The organism is Actinomycetospora termitidis, assembly GCF_030286555.1.
Taxonomy (GTDB): domain Bacteria; phylum Actinomycetota; class Actinomycetes; order Mycobacteriales; family Pseudonocardiaceae; genus Actinomycetospora; species Actinomycetospora termitidis.
This window is the reverse complement of record NZ_JASVWF010000001.1, coordinates 1,383,002-1,398,738: the sequence shown is the minus strand read 5'-3', so window position 1 is coordinate 1,398,738 and position 15,737 is coordinate 1,383,002. Positions and strand designations below refer to the sequence as shown.

Annotated in this window: 10 protein-coding genes; 6 read left to right on the top strand and 4 right to left on the bottom strand. The window is 74.6% G+C overall.

From position 1 onward, the window contains the following. The first annotated feature begins 174 nt into the window (after positions 1 to 174). Genes QRT03_RS06890 through QRT03_RS06880 form a run of 3 tightly spaced genes read left to right on the top strand, consistent with a single transcriptional unit; the run spans position 175 to position 3,174 of the window. Positions 175 to 1,380: a glycosyltransferase family 4 protein gene (locus tag QRT03_RS06890; RefSeq protein ID WP_286051766.1), complete on the top strand. Its 1,206-nt coding sequence runs from the start codon at positions 175 to 177 to the stop codon at positions 1,378 to 1,380. Continuing rightward, a complete protein-coding gene (locus QRT03_RS06885; RefSeq protein WP_286051765.1) occupies positions 1,377 to 2,498 on the top strand; it encodes a glycosyltransferase family 4 protein in 1,122 nt (373 codons plus the stop codon). The genes QRT03_RS06890 and QRT03_RS06885 overlap by 4 nt, the downstream gene beginning before the upstream one ends. Before the next feature lie 13 nt (positions 2,499 to 2,511). Next, complete coding sequence (locus QRT03_RS06880; RefSeq protein WP_286051764.1) at positions 2,512 to 3,174, top strand: hypothetical protein; 663 nt, start codon at positions 2,512 to 2,514, stop codon at positions 3,172 to 3,174. 40 nt (positions 3,175 to 3,214) lie between these two features. Here the strand turns inward: QRT03_RS06880 and galE are convergent, their stop codons facing one another. Beyond that, complete coding sequence (gene galE, locus QRT03_RS06875; protein ID WP_286051763.1) at positions 3,215 to 4,156, bottom strand: UDP-glucose 4-epimerase GalE; 942 nt, start codon at positions 4,154 to 4,156, stop codon at positions 3,215 to 3,217. A gap of 147 nt (positions 4,157 to 4,303) precedes the next feature. On the opposite strand from galE, the gene QRT03_RS06870 reads away from it, so the two are divergent. From QRT03_RS06870 to QRT03_RS06860, 3 genes are all read left to right on the top strand, one after another. Then, a complete protein-coding gene (locus tag QRT03_RS06870) occupies positions 4,304 to 6,091 on the top strand; it encodes a flippase (RefSeq protein WP_286051762.1) in 1,788 nt (595 codons plus the stop codon). A 96-nt stretch (positions 6,092 to 6,187) separates the two neighbouring features. Continuing rightward, on the top strand, positions 6,188 to 8,170 hold the full coding sequence (locus QRT03_RS06865; protein ID WP_286051761.1) for a glycosyltransferase: 1,983 nt from the start codon (positions 6,188 to 6,190) through the stop codon (positions 8,168 to 8,170). Further along, positions 8,167 to 9,210, top strand: coding sequence for a glycosyltransferase family 4 protein (locus QRT03_RS06860; RefSeq protein WP_286051760.1), 1,044 nt, complete (start codon positions 8,167 to 8,169; stop codon positions 9,208 to 9,210). Before QRT03_RS06865 ends, QRT03_RS06860 begins: the two co-directional genes overlap by 4 nt. 501 nt (positions 9,211 to 9,711) lie before the next feature. On the opposite strand, the gene QRT03_RS06855 is transcribed toward QRT03_RS06860, so the two are convergent. From QRT03_RS06855 to QRT03_RS06845, 3 genes are all read right to left on the bottom strand, one after another. After that, complete coding sequence (locus QRT03_RS06855; RefSeq protein WP_286051759.1) at positions 9,712 to 12,015, bottom strand: YveK family protein; 2,304 nt, start codon at positions 12,013 to 12,015, stop codon at positions 9,712 to 9,714. Between the two features lie 8 nt (positions 12,016 to 12,023). Next, complete coding sequence (locus QRT03_RS06850) at positions 12,024 to 14,189, bottom strand: O-antigen ligase family protein (RefSeq protein WP_286051756.1); 2,166 nt, start codon at positions 14,187 to 14,189, stop codon at positions 12,024 to 12,026. Positions 14,190 to 14,531: 342 nt separating this feature from the next. Beyond that, a complete protein-coding gene (locus tag QRT03_RS06845) occupies positions 14,532 to 15,692 on the bottom strand; it encodes a class I SAM-dependent methyltransferase (protein WP_286051754.1) in 1,161 nt (386 codons plus the stop codon). Between the last annotated feature and the right edge of the window lie 45 nt (positions 15,693 to 15,737).

The following is a 15,737-nucleotide window of genomic DNA, read 5'->3' as shown; positions in this document are numbered from 1 at the left end:
TCGTCCGGGCCCGCCCGCAACCCACACGGCCCCCGGACGTCTCCTGGACAGTGACGCGCGGAGGTGCGCCGGGCACCCGACGGGGCGCCGACACCGCATCGCTACCGTGGTCCGAGCCCGAACGGGTTCCCGCTCGGGCCGGCCCTGGCCCCCGACAGGACGGAAGACAGGATCTTGCCCGGAAGAGCACTCATCCTCGTCGAGAACCTCTCGGTGCCGTTCGACCGCCGCGTCTGGCAGGAGGCCACGACGCTGCGCGACCACGGCTGGGACGTCGAGGTGATCTGCCCGCGGGGCACGGACCGGGACACCGAGCGTCGGGCGACCGTCGACGGGGTCCGCATCCACCGCTACCCGCTGCAGGCGGCGTCCGGGGGACCGCAGGGCTACCTCAAGGAGTACGCCACCGCGCTGTTCCACTCGGTGCGCCTGGCGCGTGCGGTCCACCGTCGCGAGCCCGTCGACGTCGTCCACCTGTGCAACCCGCCCGACCTGCTGTTCCTGGTCGCCCTGGTCCTCAAGGTGCTCAGCGGCGGGCGCACGAAGGTCGTCTTCGACCAGCACGACCTGGTGCCCGAGCTCTACCTGTCCCGCTTCCGGCCCAAGCGGGACGCGCTGTACTGGGGCCTGCGGCTCATGGAGTTCCTCACCTACCGCACCGCCGACGTCGTCATCTCGACGAACGAGAGCTACCGGTCGAAGGCCGTCGGCCGGGGCCGGGTCCGCGGGGAGCGCGCGTTCACCGTGCGCAGCGCGCCGGCGCTGGACCGCTTCAAGCAGGTCCCGCCGGAGCCGGAGCTGGCCCACGGCAAGGAGCACCTGCTGGTCTACCTCGGGGTGATGGGCCCGCAGGACGGCGTCGACTACGCCGTCCGCGCCCTCGCGCAGCTCGCCGACCGCCGGGACGACTGGCACGCCGCCTTCCTCGGTGGCGGAGACGCGTTCGACGACGTCGTCGACCTCGCGCACCGCCTCGGGCTCGACGACCGGGTCACCTTCACCGGCATGGCCGACACCCCCGACGTGCGCCGCTACCTCTCGACGGCGTGCCTGGGCCTCGCCCCGGACCCGCTCAACCCGCTCAACGACGTGTCCACCATGAACAAGATCATGGAGTACATGGCGATGGGCCTGCCGATGGTCTCGTTCGACCTCACCGAGAGCCGGGTCTCCGCCGGCGACGCCGCGCTGTTCGCCCGGCCGAACGACGTCGAGGAGTACGCGGCCCTGGTCTCGGACCTGCTGGACGACCCGGTGCGCCGCAAGCAGATGGGGGAGGTCGGCCGCGAGCGCGTCGCCGGCGCCCTGTCCTGGTCGCACTCCCAGCTGTCCCTGCTCGCGGCCTACGGCACCGTCGACCCGGCGGTCGCCTCCCGGTGACGTCCTCCGGACCGCTGCGCGGCGCCGACCTCGGGTCCGGCTCCGCTCCGCTACGCGTCCTGGTCGTCGGCCAGGCCGCGGGGACCCCGGGCGGCATCTCGTCCGTCCAGCGTCTGCACGTGCGCTTCCTGGACGCGCGGGAGGACGTGGCGGTGCGGGTCGTCACCACCTACGACGAGGTCGGCCTCGCCCGCCGGCTGCGGCTGATGGTCGGCGGGATCGCCCGGGCGCTGACGCTCATCGTGGGTCGGCGGGTCGACGTCGTGCACCTGCACGTGGCCAAGGGCCTGTCCGCGCTGCGCAAGGGCGTCCTGGTCGCCGCCGCGCGGGCCGTCGGGATCCCGACCGTGCTGCACACCCACGCCGGCGCCTTCGCCGAGTGGTTCGACGGCCTGCCCCGGCCGGTCCGCGCCCTCGTCGCGCGGCTGCTGTGGGCCGACCGCGTCGTCGTGCTCGCGCCCGACGCCCGCGCGGTCTACACCTCCCGGCTCGGGCTTCCCGACGACCGCGTGGTCGTCCTCGCGAACCCCGTCGAGCTGCCCCCCGCGATCCCGGAGCGCGACCCGCACGCCGAGCACGTCGGCGGCGTGTTCCTCGGTCGGTTCATCGACCGCAAGGGCGTCTTCGACCTGATCGAGGCGGTCGCGGCGCTGCAGGCCGACCACCGGGAGCGCCTCCACCTGACCCTGGCCGGGCACGGCGACGTCGACGCGGTGCGCCGTGCGGTCGCCGAGGCCGGGCTGGAGCGCACCGTCGACGTGCGCACCTGGATCGGGCCCGAGGAGCGGGACGAGCTCCTCGGGGACGCCCAGCTCCTCCTCCTGCCGAGCTGGTGGGAGGGGCTGCCGATGTCGGTCCTCGAGGGGATGGCGTGGGGCCTGTGCCCCGTCGTCACCCCCGTCGGCGGACTGGCGACCCTCGTCCGTGACGGCGACAACGGGGTCGTCGTCGGCGTGCACGACCCGGCCGCGCTCGCCGCGGCCCTCGACAAGCTGCTCTCCGACGACGAGGTCCGGGTCCACCTGGGTGCCCGGGCCCGGGAGAGCGTGACGCCGTACGGCGCCGCCGTCTGGGCGGACCGCCTCGTGGGGCTCTACCGCGAACTCCTCTCCCCGTAACAGGAAGGTTCCGATGGCCGACCGCAGCGAGCACGGCACCGTGCTCACGTACGACCCGATCGAGTTCCCCTTCTCGACGGTGGTCGCGAAGATCCTCGACACCCCCGACCTCGAGAAGATCCACGACCTGGGTCGCCGTGCGGACGTGGACAACCACGACCAGGACTCCGACGACCACTCGATCTTCTACCGCGAGTACGAGCAGGTGCGCGACCTCTACGACCGCTTCCTGGTCGAGTGGATCCTGCCGCAGTACGGCGAGGACCTCGCCGTGCAGCGCGTGCCCACCTTCCGGGTCCACCGCCCGGGCAGCGTCGCGGTGTCCGAGTTCCACAAGGACTCCGACTACAACCACCAGCCGGCCACGCTGAACTACTGGCTGCCGCTGACCCGCGCCTACGGCACCAACTCGATGTGGATCGAGGACAGCCCGGGCGGCGACACGTTCTCGCCGGTCGTGGTGGACCCGGGCGAGGTGTGGCGGTTCGACGCCGTGAACAACCGCCACGGCAACTACCCGAACGACACCGACACCTCGCGCGTGAGCTTCGACTTCCGCGCGATCCCGCTGCGCCTGTTCGTCGACGAGGGCAAGTCCACCGTCAACGCCAAGCGCCGCATGGACCTCTCGGGCTACTACCGCAAGCTGAACGCCGACGGGACCTTCGGCAGCTGACGCGCCGCGGTCCTCGGCGCCGATCGGCGTCGGGGACCGCTCAGCCGGCCATCGCGGCGATGCCGCGGGAGGCCCGCCACCCGAGGACCGTCGCGATCCGCGACGCGTCGGCGACCACGCGGGCCGGGTCGCCGGGGCGACGCGCGACGATCTCGTACGGCACCGGCCGGCCGCGGGCCTCCTCGACCGCCCGGATCACCTCGAGGACGCTGGTGCCCTCGTTGCGCCCGACGTTGAGTGCGCCCGGCGAGCGGCCCTCGAGCAGAGCGGCCGCCGCGGCGACGTGGGCCTCGGCGAGGTCCTCCACGTGCACGTAGTCCCGCAGGCAGGTGCCGTCCGGCGTCGGCCAGTCGTCGCCGAAGACCTGGACCGGCCGGCCCGTGTCCACGGCCCGCATCACCAGCGGCAACAGGTTCGTGGCGCCCCGGTCGGCGAGCGCCGCGGAGGCCGAGCCGGCCACGTTGAAGTAGCGCAGCGCCGTCCACACGAGGCCCTCGGCCTCCGCGTACCGGCGCACCGCCCACTCCCCCGCCAGCTTCGTCTCGCCGTAGGGGCTCGTCGGCAGGGTGGGGTGCTCCTCGGCGACCGGCTCGGCGGAGGTCTCGCCGTAGACCGCCGCGCTCGAGGAGTACACGAACCGTCCGATGCCGGCGGTCGCCGCCGCCCGCAGCATGGCGACCGTGCCGCCGACGTTGTGCTCGTAGTAGTCCAGCGGCACCGCGACCGACTCCGGCACCGACTTCTTCGCCGCGAGGTGCACCACCCCGTCGACGTCCCGGCGGCGGGTGAGGTCGGTGAGGACGTCCGGCAGGCCGGGCTCGAGCAGGTCGTGGCGCAGGAGCTCGACGTCGTCGGGGAGCCGCGAGGTGAGCCCCGTCGAGAGGTCGTCGAGGACGACCGCGTCGTGCCCCGCCGCGCGGAGGGCCGCGAGCACGTGGGAGCCGATGTAGCCGGCGCCGCCGGTGAGCAGCCAGGTGCTCACGTCGTCACATTCCGCAGGGCCCGCGCGTCCATCGGGACGTCACCCTAGTCAGCGGCCCCGACGGAGCCGTCGACCGGCTCCGGGAGGCCTCCGAGCAGGGCGTGCGCCAGGAATCCGTCCGGGCACGCGCGAGTAGCATCGGCGACGATGAGCACCCGGTCCACGGCGATCGCGCGCGGCGTCGTCATCCAGGTGCTGGCCAAGTTCTCGGCGCTGCCGCTCTCGATGGTGACCCTCGGCATCGCCACCCGATACCTCGGCGAGGACGGCTACGGCGTCCTCGCCGCGGCCGTCGTCTTCGCGCAGACCTTCGAGGCGTTCACTGAGCTCGGGATCGGCACGATCATCGTGCGCCGGGTCGCGGGGCTGGGCGGCAACCTCGAACGCCTCGTCGGGATGAACATCTCGTTCTCGACGGTGTACGCGCTCCCGTTGGCGATCATCGCCGGGATCGCGGGCATCGGGGTCTACTGGGGCGACGTCGAGCAGCAGGCCGCCGTCTGCGTGCTCGCCGTCGGACTGATCTTCACCACGGTCTCGTCGTGCTACGAGCCGGTGTTCGACGTCAAGGTGCGGTACTCCTCGGCGGCCTCGGCCGAGTTCTTCTCCCGCGTGCTCACGCTCTCCGCCGCCGCCTCGGTCGCGTACTTCGACTGGGGTCTGCTCGCGATGTGCGCGGTCCAGATCATCCCGCAGGCCCTGCGCCTGGTGATCCAGTGGTGGGGCGCGCGGCGGCTCACCGAGCTGAGCTGGGTGGTCGACTGGCCGCAGATGTGGCGCCTCCTCAAGGAGGCGTTCCCGCTCACGATCATCTCGATCATCGCGGTGCTCTACTGGCGCGCCGACGGCCTGATCCTGTCGATCCTCGGCACCTCCGAACAGATCGGCGGCTACTACGCGGCCCTGCAGATCGCGTTCACGCTCACCCTGATCTCACAGGTGTTCGAGCGCTCCGTGCTCTCGACGATCAACGAGACCTACAACTCCGACCGTGACCGGTTCGCCCGCGCCGTCGACCAGGGCTACCGCTTCCTGCTGCTCGTCGGCCTCCCGATCGCGGTGATCGGCTGGCCGCTGGCCCAGCGGATGGCCGACATCGTCGGCGGCGAGGACGGGGTCGGCGCGTTCGCCGGGCCGCCGCTGCAGTTCTTCTTCATCGCGGTCGCCATGACGTTCCTGTCCGCGATCGTCTCGGACGGGCTCATCGCTGCCCACGAGCAGCGCTACCTGACGACGATGTCGACGATCAACCTGATCATCAACATCGTCGGGAACATCATCCTGGTGCCCCGCCTCGGCGCCGTGGCCTGCGGCATCATGCTGATCGTCACCGAGACGATCGGCGTCCTGGCCTCGCAGTGGCGGCTGCGCCGGCACGGGGTGCACCCGTTGCCGTTCGGCTACCTCGCCCGGCTGGTCCCCGCCGGCCTGCTCGCGCTCGGGGCGATCTGGCTGACCTACGACCTGCCGCTGATCGTCCCCCTGGCCGCGGGCGGGATCGCCTACTTCGGCGGGGCGCTGCTCGTCGGTGCGATCCCGCCGGCGATGCGCAACGCCCTGCTCGGGGCCCTGCGCCCGAAGAGCCTCGACCGCATGGAGGCCGAGGCCGCGGCCCACCCGGACGACGAGGGCCTCGGCGTCGCCCCGTCCGCGCCCGAGGTCGACCCGCGGATCGACCCGGCCGGCGTCGGGCTCGACGCCGCGACCACCGTCCTCCCCGGCCCCCGCGTCCCGGAGGAGCAGAACGCGCTGGACGCCGAGACCACGCAGCTGCGTCCGACGGTCGCGGCGGGCACGCGCAGCGCCGGGCGGGGTCGCGACCTCTCCGACATCACCGACGTGCCGACCATGGAGCTCGACATGGCCGCGCTGCAGACCATCCGCATGCGCCAGCAGGGCAAGTTCGTGGAGATGCGCGTCATCCGCAAGGGCTGACGACTACACCGGCCGGGGCGGGCCCGGGTCACTCCGGGCGCCGTGCCACGATCGCGGTGTCCGGATCGTGGTGGACGGCGAAGGAGACGGCACGTCGTGGCGGTGCGTGAGCTGGCGGTCCTGATCGTGTCCTACCGGCGGGCCGACCTGCTGGACCGCGCGCTGCGCAGCGTCGAGAAGCACCTGCCCGACGCGACCACGTACGTCTGGGACAACGCGTCCTCGGGCTCACCGCAGGTGCGCGAGCTGGCGGCGGCGTACCCGGACGTCCGCTGGACGTTCTGCGAGAGCAACCTCGGCTACATCGCGGCGATGAACCGCCTCGCGGCGCAGTGCCCGGACGCGGACATGCTCCACCTGAACCCCGACGCTGAGCTGATCGGCCCGCTGACGGCGGCCCGCGCGGCGATCGCGCGGCCACGGGTCGCGGCGGTGTCCCCGCCGGTGCTCGACCCGGAGGGGCGGGAGCTGCCCTGGGACGTCGCCCACCGCGAGCAGAGCGTGCTGCGCAACCTGCTCAACGCCGCGGGCTACGCGAAGCGGCTGCGGGAACACCCCCGCCTGTCCTGGCTCTCGGACCTCTACCCCTCGGCCCCGCACGACGTCGACGGCTACATGGCGGGCTGCTGCCTGTTCGTCGCCCGCGACGCCTGGAACGCGCTCGGGCCCTTCGACGAGCGGTTCTTCGTCTACGGCGAGGACGCGACGTGGCAGCCGGCGGCCCGTCGGGCGGGCTGGACGCTCCACCTGGTCGACGACGACGGCCCGCAGGTCCGCCACACCGCCGCCGGGACCCAGACCGACGACCCGCTGGCCTCGCAGCGCGGCGACGACCTGCTGCGCGCCGCGCAGGTGATGGCGCTCGGCAACGCCGGCAACCGCGGCCCGGGGACGGTGTTCTCGCTCGGTTCCGCCGTGCTCGACCGCGTCCAGCGCTCCAAGCGGTCGGACCGCCGTCGTCGTCGAGTCGCCCAGACCGAGCGCGCGGCCGGGCGGCCGGGCATCGTCGTCACCACCAACCAGCTCACCCTCGGCGGGGCCGAGCGCCAGCGGGTCCTGCTGGCCAACGCCCTCGTCGACCGGGGGCACCCCGTGACACTGGTGTGCCTGCAGGGGCTGGGGCTCTACACCGCCGAGCTCGACCCGCGGGTGCGCCTCGCGTTCGTGCCGTGGTGGCAGCCGACGGTGGAGGTCGCGGGCGACGACGCGATCGTGGTGGGTGGGGTCACCAACACCGAGGTCGCCTTCGCGCGGGCCTGGCGGGCGCTGGGCCGGGCCGCCGGACAACGCCGCCGGTGGATGCCCGCCACGCACGACCCGGCCCGGCTCGACCGGCCCACCTACTCCAGCACGGTCGCCGCCGCCCTGCGCGGCGCGGACGGGCTGCTGGTGCTCTCCGCGCAGCACCACGCGGACCTGACCCGCCACCAGCGGCTCACCGACCTCGTCATGGCCGCCCCGAACGGGATCCCGGCCGCCGACCCGCTGACCTTCCGGGCCCGCACGGGCCCGCTGCGCCTCGCGATGCTGACCCGCATCCTCGAGTACAAGAACCCGCTGCTGCTGATCCGCGCGCTCGAGTCGCTCGGCCGCGACGACTGGACCCTCGACATCTTCGGCGACGGCCCGGACCGCGCGGCCCTCGAGCCGCGGACCCCCGCCGCCCTGCGCGACCGGGTGCGATGGTGGGGGCAGGTCTCGGGGCCCGCCGCGGCGTTCGCCGAGACCGACGTGCTCTGCGTGCCGAGCGACTTCGAGGCGTTCCCGCTGGTGATGGTGGAGGCGATGACGCGCGGGGTGCCGGTCATGGCGTCCGCCAGCGGCACCGTGCCCGAGATGCTCGACCACGGGGCGGCCGGTGTCGTGGTCTCCCCCGCGACCGTCGAGTCCTGGGCGGCCGCCCTGACGACCGCGCTGGACGACCGTGACGGCCTGGCCGCCCTCGGCGAGGCCGGCCGGGAGCGCGCGCTGGCGCACTACACCGACGCCGCCATGGCCGACGCCTACCAGCGGGCGTTCGGGCGCCTGCTCGAGCGCCCGATCCCGGGTGCCCCGTCCGAGCCGGCGGACGTGCTGTGAGGGTCCTCTGGCTCTCGCCGTGGCTGCGCACGCTCACGCGCGTGCAGGTCGACGCGCTGTCCGCGGCCGGACACGAGTGCCTCGTCGTGACCACCGACCAGCACTACGAGAAGGTCGCCGCGCGCGCCGACGAGCGCGTGCTCGACCCCTCGATCAAGGACCCGCGCACGGTCCCCGCGCTCGCCCGGGTGACGGCGGAGGCCCGGCGGTTCCGGCCCGACGTCGTGGTCTCCGAGCTCATGCACGACCCGCGCTGGCTGCCGATGACCCGTCTGGCGCCGCTCGTCCAGGTCGTCCACGACGACCGCCCGCACGACGCCACCGAGGAACGGCCGTGGCACCGCCGCGCCGTCCTCGACCACCAGACGCGCTCGGCGGCCGCCGTCGTCGCCCCCAGCGCCCACGTGGCCGCGGTGCTCTCGGCGCGGTTCGGGCGCCGGGTCGACGTCGTGCCGCTGACCTCCGACGTCCCCGAGTCCGCGCTCCCGCCCGTGCCGTCGGTCGAGCGGCGGGACTTCGTGCTGCTCGGGCGCATGTCGCCGTACAAGAACGTCGGTGTCGCCCTGGAGGCCTGGGCCGCGCACGTCGCGTCGGCGGACTTCCGGGGCGACCGCCTGCTGCTGCTCGGCAACGGGCCGCTCGAGTCGGTGACGCTGCCCGAGCACGTCGAGTGGCGCCGCGAGCACTTCGCCTACGCCGACGTCCTCCCCGACCTCGCCCGCGCCAAGGGCTCGTTGGCGCACTACCGGCTGGCGACCCAGAGCGGCGTCCAGGTCCTCTCGATGCAGCTCGGCATCCCGACGATCGTGTCGGACTCCGGCGGTCTCCCCGAGTTCTGCCCGCCCTCCCTGCCGCCGCTCGGGGTCGACGACGTCGCCGGCCTCACCGCGACGTTCGGGCGCCTCGCGAACCCGACGACCGCCGCCGCCCTCGGTGCCTCCGCCCGGGAGCACTACCTCGCCCACTTCGCCGCCGACCGTGCGGCCGAGTCCTGGGGCCGGGTGTTCTGGCGCGTCTCCGGTCGTCGCGCCGCGGCCTGAGCCCTCGGGCCCGCTCACGAGAGCGACACCACACAGGTCGACGCCCCGCAGAACCTGCACCACGTCGCACTCGCGGACCCGCCGGTATCACCCCGTGGCCCGCGCCACGACACCGTTGCGGCGCGCAGACGGCCGGCCGAGTTCGTCGATCCCGACGGCCCCGTTGCGGCGCGCACACGGCCGGCCGAGTTCGCCCGGTCCCACCGCCGCGTTGCGCCACGCAACGGTCATCGGCTCCGGGGCCGACCAACGCAGGCGTGTGCGTCGCGCAACAGACCGCCCTCGCTGGGCGAACTCCGCCGCCCGTGTGCGTCTCGCAACGGACTCTGCACGACGTCGCACTCGCAGAACCCGCCGCCGGCTCGGACACCGACCCGCCCGCCAGTGCGACGCAACGCAGGTCAACGCGCCACAGAACCTGCACCACGTCGCACTCGCGGACGCCGGAGACGACGACGGCCCGGCAGCGGAGTCCGCTGCCGGGCCTTCGTCGGGGTGCGATCAGCTGTCGCGGGAGCCACCTCGGTCGGTGTCGCTCGAGGCCGCGGAACCGACGCGATTCGGCGTCCCGTTGGCGCGCGGCCGCGGCGTGGGGCTCGGCCCACCCTTGCGCCGCATGTCGACGGCCACGGTGTCGGCGTCGAGACCACCGTTCCGCGCCGGCGGTGTGTGCCCGCCCGACGCGACGGTCGGGGTCGACGACGATCCCTTGGGCTTGATCGACACCGGCTTCCCGGGCGAGGGTCGCCGCGGCGTCGGTGAGGACGACGAGCGGGCCGCCCCGACCGTGGTGGTCGGCGCGTCGGCGGGCGACCCGGGCTTCGGGCCGGAACCGTTCGCCGCGGCGCCGTTCGTGGTCGCCTTCGACCCACCGGCAGCCGCGCCGTTCGCTCCGGTCGCACCCGGAGCCGGCTTCGCCTGGCCGTTCTGGCCGGACGGTGCGGCACCGTTCGACGCACCGGCCCCGTTCGGCGTCGGGGACGCGGCCGCCGACTTCGGCGTCGGGCCCTGGGACTGCGGCCCCTGGGACTGCGGCCCCTGGGACGACGGACCCTGCGACGACGGACCCTGGCCCTGCGCCGCCTGTCCTCCCTGACCGCCCTGCCCGGACGCCTGCTGGCCGCTCTGCCCCGGACCGGGCTTGGCCGGACCGGAGTTCTGCTGGCCCGGCTGTCCGGGACCCTTGCCCTGACTCGGCTGTCCCTGCTGCCCCGGACCCGAGGGGGCCGGACCGCCCGAGGCCTGCTGGGCGGCCGGGCCGGGACCCGGCTTGCCCTGCGGAGCCTGCTGCCCCTGCCCGGAGCCCTGCTGACCGGTCTGGCCCGGACCGGGCTTCTTCTGGCCCGCCGGGCCGGGACCGGGCTTGTTCTGACCACCCGGACCTGCCTGACCGGGGCCGGGCTTGCTCTGGCCGCCCTGCCCCTGGCTCCCCGGGCTCGGAGTGGAGGTCTGGCCGGGCTTCTGGCCCGCCGCCGCACCGCTCTGTTGGCCCGCGGGCTTCTGACCGCCGGCGGTGGAGCCGCCCGAGGGCCCCTGGCCCCGGGAGGCGGCCGCACCCGCGGCCGCACCGGCGGCGGCCGCCGCGGCCGCACCCGGCGCCGCGCTGTTCGGGCCGCCCGGGGACGGCTTCGCCGGCGCACCGGGGGACGGCTTGACCGCGGCCCCCGCGCCGCCGGGTGTCGGCTTCGCCTGCGGGCCGCTCGGCGACGAGGCACCGGGCCCGGGGCGTCCGTTCGTGGCCCCGGGGGACGGTGCCGGCTTGGTACCGCCCTGCGGGCCACTCGACGCGGGGCCCGCCGACGCCGGGCCCGAGGCGGCCGACGCTCCGGCAGCAGCACCCGCAGCGCCTGCCGCGGCCGGACCGGCGGCCTTGCCGCCCGCGTCACCGGAGCCGGGCGCCGACGACGCCGCCGGCGAACCGGCCTCGGATTCGCGTCCCTGCACCCGCTGGGTGGCCTCGGACGAGCCGAGGCCGCCGGCGGCCCGGGCCTCGGCGAGCATGGCCGCGGAGACCGGGGTCGTGGGCGTCGGGTCGACGGCCGGACCGGGGACCTGCGTCGCCGCGGGCCGTGGGGGCGGCGGGAGCGGGCGCCCCGGGGGCGGGAAGTAGCCCGGCGGCGGGCCGACGGCCGGGTTGGCCCCCGTCGGCGGCCCCATCAGGGGGCGCGCACCGTCGGGGTCCGAGGAGATCCAGGCGTAGACCCTGCTGCCGGTGCGACGCACGAACTGCGAGCCGTAGAGGACCACACCGATCAGCACCAGGACCAGACCCGCGATCGCACCTCCGGCGACCCGGAGCACGGAGCTCGACTGGCTCTGGGTCGGGGTCGACGGGTCGCCCGTCACGTCGGTCGTGATGCGCGGCGGCTGACCCGGCGCCGGGGACTCCAACACCCCGACCGCCTGGGTGAACGACTCGGTGACGGCCCGCGCGGAGCGGACCGCGTCGTCCGGGCTGGCGCCCTGGACGTCGATCGTGAGCACCGTCGTCTCGCTGCCGGCGTTCGCGGTGACGCGGGACGCGAGGTCCGGCTCGGCGATCCCGAGCTGCTGGGCGGCCGGGCCGAGCACCTGGTCGCTCGTCACGAACTCCGCGTACGTCGACATCCGCTGGTTGACGTACTGGTTCGCCGTGTAGATCTCGTCCGGATCCTGGCCCCCGCCGCCGGAGATCAGGACCTGGGACGACGAGGTGTACCCCTGTCCCGAGACCCGGAGGTCGACGACGAGCCCCACGACGGCGCCGAGCACCGCCCCGAGCACGAGCACCCACCACGCCTTGCGCAGCGCTGACGTCACGGTCATCGGTGAGCTCACTCCTCCATGGTGCCTGCGGGGGCCGCAGGCCGTCGCGGTGGACCCGGCACGGGGCGCATCGGTGCACTCCCCACAGGGGCGCCGGGTCGGCGCGGGGCGGGGCGGCGGACGGGCCACGGCGACCACGAGGCGAAGGCGGACAGCGCCGCCATCAACGCGACCGTGGTGATGATCGCCGGTCGGTCGACGAGCATGGTCTGCAGGCTGGACTGGGCCGCGAGGCAGGCCAGACCCATCCCGACGACGACCACCATGGGCGCGCCGGGAGATCGTCGTCGCCAGGACAACAGGGTCGCCGAGAGGATGCGCGTCCCGGCGAAGGCGTAGGCGAACAGCCCCAGGACGCCCATGTACAGCCAGATGCGCAGGTACTGGTTGTGGATGTACGGGCGCGGGTCGACGTACGGACGGCTCAGGTCGTTGTCGTACTGCGGCAGCTCACCGCCGTAGTACTGGCCCACGCCGACCCCGACCCAGGGTTGGCGTTCGAGCGTCGCGTACGCGGCCGCGTTCTCCCGCAACCGGTCCGGGAGGCTGTCCTCCCCGTAGGCCTGCCCGGTGACGACGCTCGTCGCGCGCAGCGCGATCGCCTTCGCCTGGCCGCCCGCCAGCCCGGTCAGGGCGAGGCTGAGCCCGATCGCCCCGACGACGACGAGCACGGCGGCCCGGCGCACCAGGCCCTTGGGGCCGTGGGTGACGGCCGCGACCGCGACCACCAGGAGGATCAGCGGCGCCCACGTCGACCGGTTGAAGCTGGCGGCCTCGTGGGCGATGCCGATCAGCACCAGCCCGACCCACAGCCACCGGGGCTTGCGCGGCATGAGCGCCGAGAGCAGCAGGATCAGCAGCGGCGCCCACATGTCGAGCGACGGGCCGGACAGCCGGGAGACGTCCGAGGTGTCCGAGCCGGTGATGATGGAGTTGCGCTCGTCGACCAGCAGGCGCGACCAGCCCGCCGCCGCCGCGACGAGCACGATCGAGCTGCAGACGCCCGCGATCGAGAGCAGCACCGCGATGAGCTGGTGGGGCCGGCGGGCGAAGGCGAAGTACACCGGGAAGAACGCGGCCACCATGAGCAGCGCCCGGTAGTTGTCGATCATGAGGCTGAACTCGCCGCCGACGGCCAGGGCGGCGACGCCGCCGACCGTCGCGGCGACCAGGATCCCGATCACCGGCCAGGTGAACACCGGCCGGGGCGACCGGGCGATGCCGCGGCCACGGAGCAGCAGCACGAACGCGAGGAGCAGCGCCACCTCGAGCACGGTGGGCGTGACCGGCCCGAGCTTGACCAGGTCGACCTTCTCCGGGAACACGCCGATGCCGGTGAACAGCAGCGCGGCCGACGACCAGCGCGGATCGGCCTTCTTCCACGTCCACACCGCGGCGGCGAGCACGGGGATCAGGGGGAACACGGCGAGGCCGGTGATCCCGTAGCCCGCGACGGAGACGGCCGCGACTCCCACGGCGATCTTGCCCGGCGGCGAGCGGAGACCGTTGACGACCAGGTCCCGCAGCGCCTCGTGCATCACCGCCTGGTTCAGCTCGACCATGCGGCGACGGGAGCGGATCGTGAACGGGGCGAGATCCCGGGACCAGCGACCGGGCCGGAGCAGCGAGCAGGCCAGCAGCGAGACGACGAACCCGGCGACCGCTCCGAGGATCCCCCACCACCGGGCGACCTGGACGCCGTGGTCCACGGCCGGCCCGCCCCCGCTCACCACCCGCGCGGTGACCTTGGAGTTCGTCGACCCGGGATAGCGCTCGCTGGCGACCACGACGTCGGCGAGCGCCTGCGCCGCGGTCCCCGCGTCGGCCGAGACGGTCCCCGAGTCGTCCGAGGTGGCCGTGACCTCGAGGATCTCGGTGGCGGTGAGGTGCTTCGAGGTGACGGAGACGCGCGTCGGGTCGAACGGCGTCGCGCCGGGGCGCGCCCCGATCTCGGTGGCGCGCCGGGCGACCGCCTCGCTGCCGCCGAGCGCCTCCCACGTCGTGAGGCGGTCCTGGACGTACCGCGAGCCCCGCGCGATGTTCTCGTCGTTGGGCATCGAGCTGTTGAAGACGACCTCGGCGGTGCTCTGCCAGCGACCGGTCGAGGCGAAGACCCCCGCGAAGGTGGCACCGCCGGCGATCAGCGTCGTCAGGATCACGACGGCGGCCGCCACGCGCAGATGGGGAGTCCGGCGCCGTCCGGGTGGGGCACCGCCCTGCTGCGGCGGGACCCGCTGCCCGGGCGGGGGGCCCGGGGCCCGAGGGGCCTCGACTGCCGTCATCCGTCGCGTCCCATCCTTCGATCGTCTGCGGCCGGCCGTACGGTTTCCGTCACACGGCTCGACGCGCCCTCCCCGGACGCCCGGCCCCGCTCCGTCGGCCACTCCCGCCCGGGGAGTCTAGGGCGGACCCCCGACGGTCTCGTCACCCGCCGGTGTCCCGGGCCGATCCCGGCCCGCTCCCCGCAAGACGCCGCGCCGGTCCGGCGGGTGCCCCGACGGTGACCTGGGTCTCACCTACGGGTGTGGTTCCGTGACGCGGACGACCGGGTCCACGACCACCCACCGCCCGCCCGCGGCCTCGACCTCCGGGAGGCGCCCCCGCATCTCCTCGAGCAGGTCGGTGACGAACAGGACCACCTCGTCCGGGCGCCGGCGGGCGACCTCGTCCACCCCGACGATCGGGACGCCGACCCCGGGGAACCGGCGCCCCTGCTTGCCGGGCGAGCCGTCGGCCACGGCGGGCAGCAGGTCCGGCCCGATCCGGGCGCGGTTGAGCAGCGGCACCGCGCGCGACGCGGCCGCGTACCCGAGCACCGCACGGCCGCTGCCGCGCTGGGCGGCCAGGTGCTCGGCGAGGGCGTCCGCACTCGCCGCCGTCGCGGCCTCGAGGCCCCCGACCACCCGCGGGTCGAGCACCCCGGCCGCGAGCTCGGCCTCCACGAGCGTCTCGACCGACGGGAGGTCCGTCGGCCCCGCGACGCCCGTTCGCCGCGCGGCGAGCAGCACCGTGCCCCCGTACAGGTCGAACCGGAAGGCGTGGGTCGTCTCGAACCCGATCGCCGCGAGCATCCGCACCAGCACCGGGGTGGAGTAGTAGGCGAAGTGCCCGTGCCGCAGGGCGTTCCAACCGCCGTCGGCGACGATCGCGGCGAGCGTGTGGAACTGCAGCAGCAGCGTGCCCTCCGGGGCCACCGCGGCCGCGCGCCGCTCCAGGCCGGCGGCCTGGTCGGCGTCGTGCATGAGGCCGAAGCAGTCGATGACGAGGTCCGCGCCCTCCCCCTCGGGCAGCGGGGCGAGCCCCACGGCGTCGAGGAGGTCCAGCCACGACCCGCCGTGGGGGCTGCCGAACTCGGTGACCGTGCGCCGCGGAGCGCCGTCCGGTCCGGCCAGCAGGCCCGCCGCCTGGACCCGGGCGACCGCGTCCCGCGCCTGGTCGACCATCGCCTGCGGCTCGGCGCCGCGGGGCTCCTCGGGGGTGGTGGGGTCCTCGGCGAGGTTCGCCAGGCCGCACTGCGCGCACTGCCACATCCGCAGCGGGTGCACCGGGTCGGGGCCGGGGTCGTCCGCGGCCGGGAAGTGGTCGGCGGCGGGCTGGTCGCCGAGGTCGAGCACGAGCGTGCCCTCGGTGGAGCCGCACCAGCGGCAGGTCACTGGCTCGGAGACCTCGCGGGTCATGGGGTCCTTCCTGACGACGGGTCGGTGCCTCCTGGGAGGCTGACG

What these genes read in the sequence shown, in the direction of transcription:
- QRT03_RS06880 (WP_286051764.1), top strand. Translation starts at nt 2,512, where the DNA reads ATGGCCGACCGCAGCGAGCACGGCACCGTGCTCACGTACGACCCGATC.
- QRT03_RS06870 (WP_286051762.1), top strand. Translation starts at nt 4,304, where the DNA reads ATGAGCACCCGGTCCACGGCGATCGCGCGCGGCGTCGTCATCCAGGTG.
- QRT03_RS06855 (WP_286051759.1), bottom strand. Translation starts at nt 12,015, where the DNA reads ATGACCGTGACGTCAGCGCTGCGCAAGGCGTGGTGGGTGCTCGTGCTC.
- QRT03_RS06845 (WP_286051754.1), bottom strand. Translation starts at nt 15,692, where the DNA reads ATGACCCGCGAGGTCTCCGAGCCAGTGACCTGCCGCTGGTGCGGCTCC.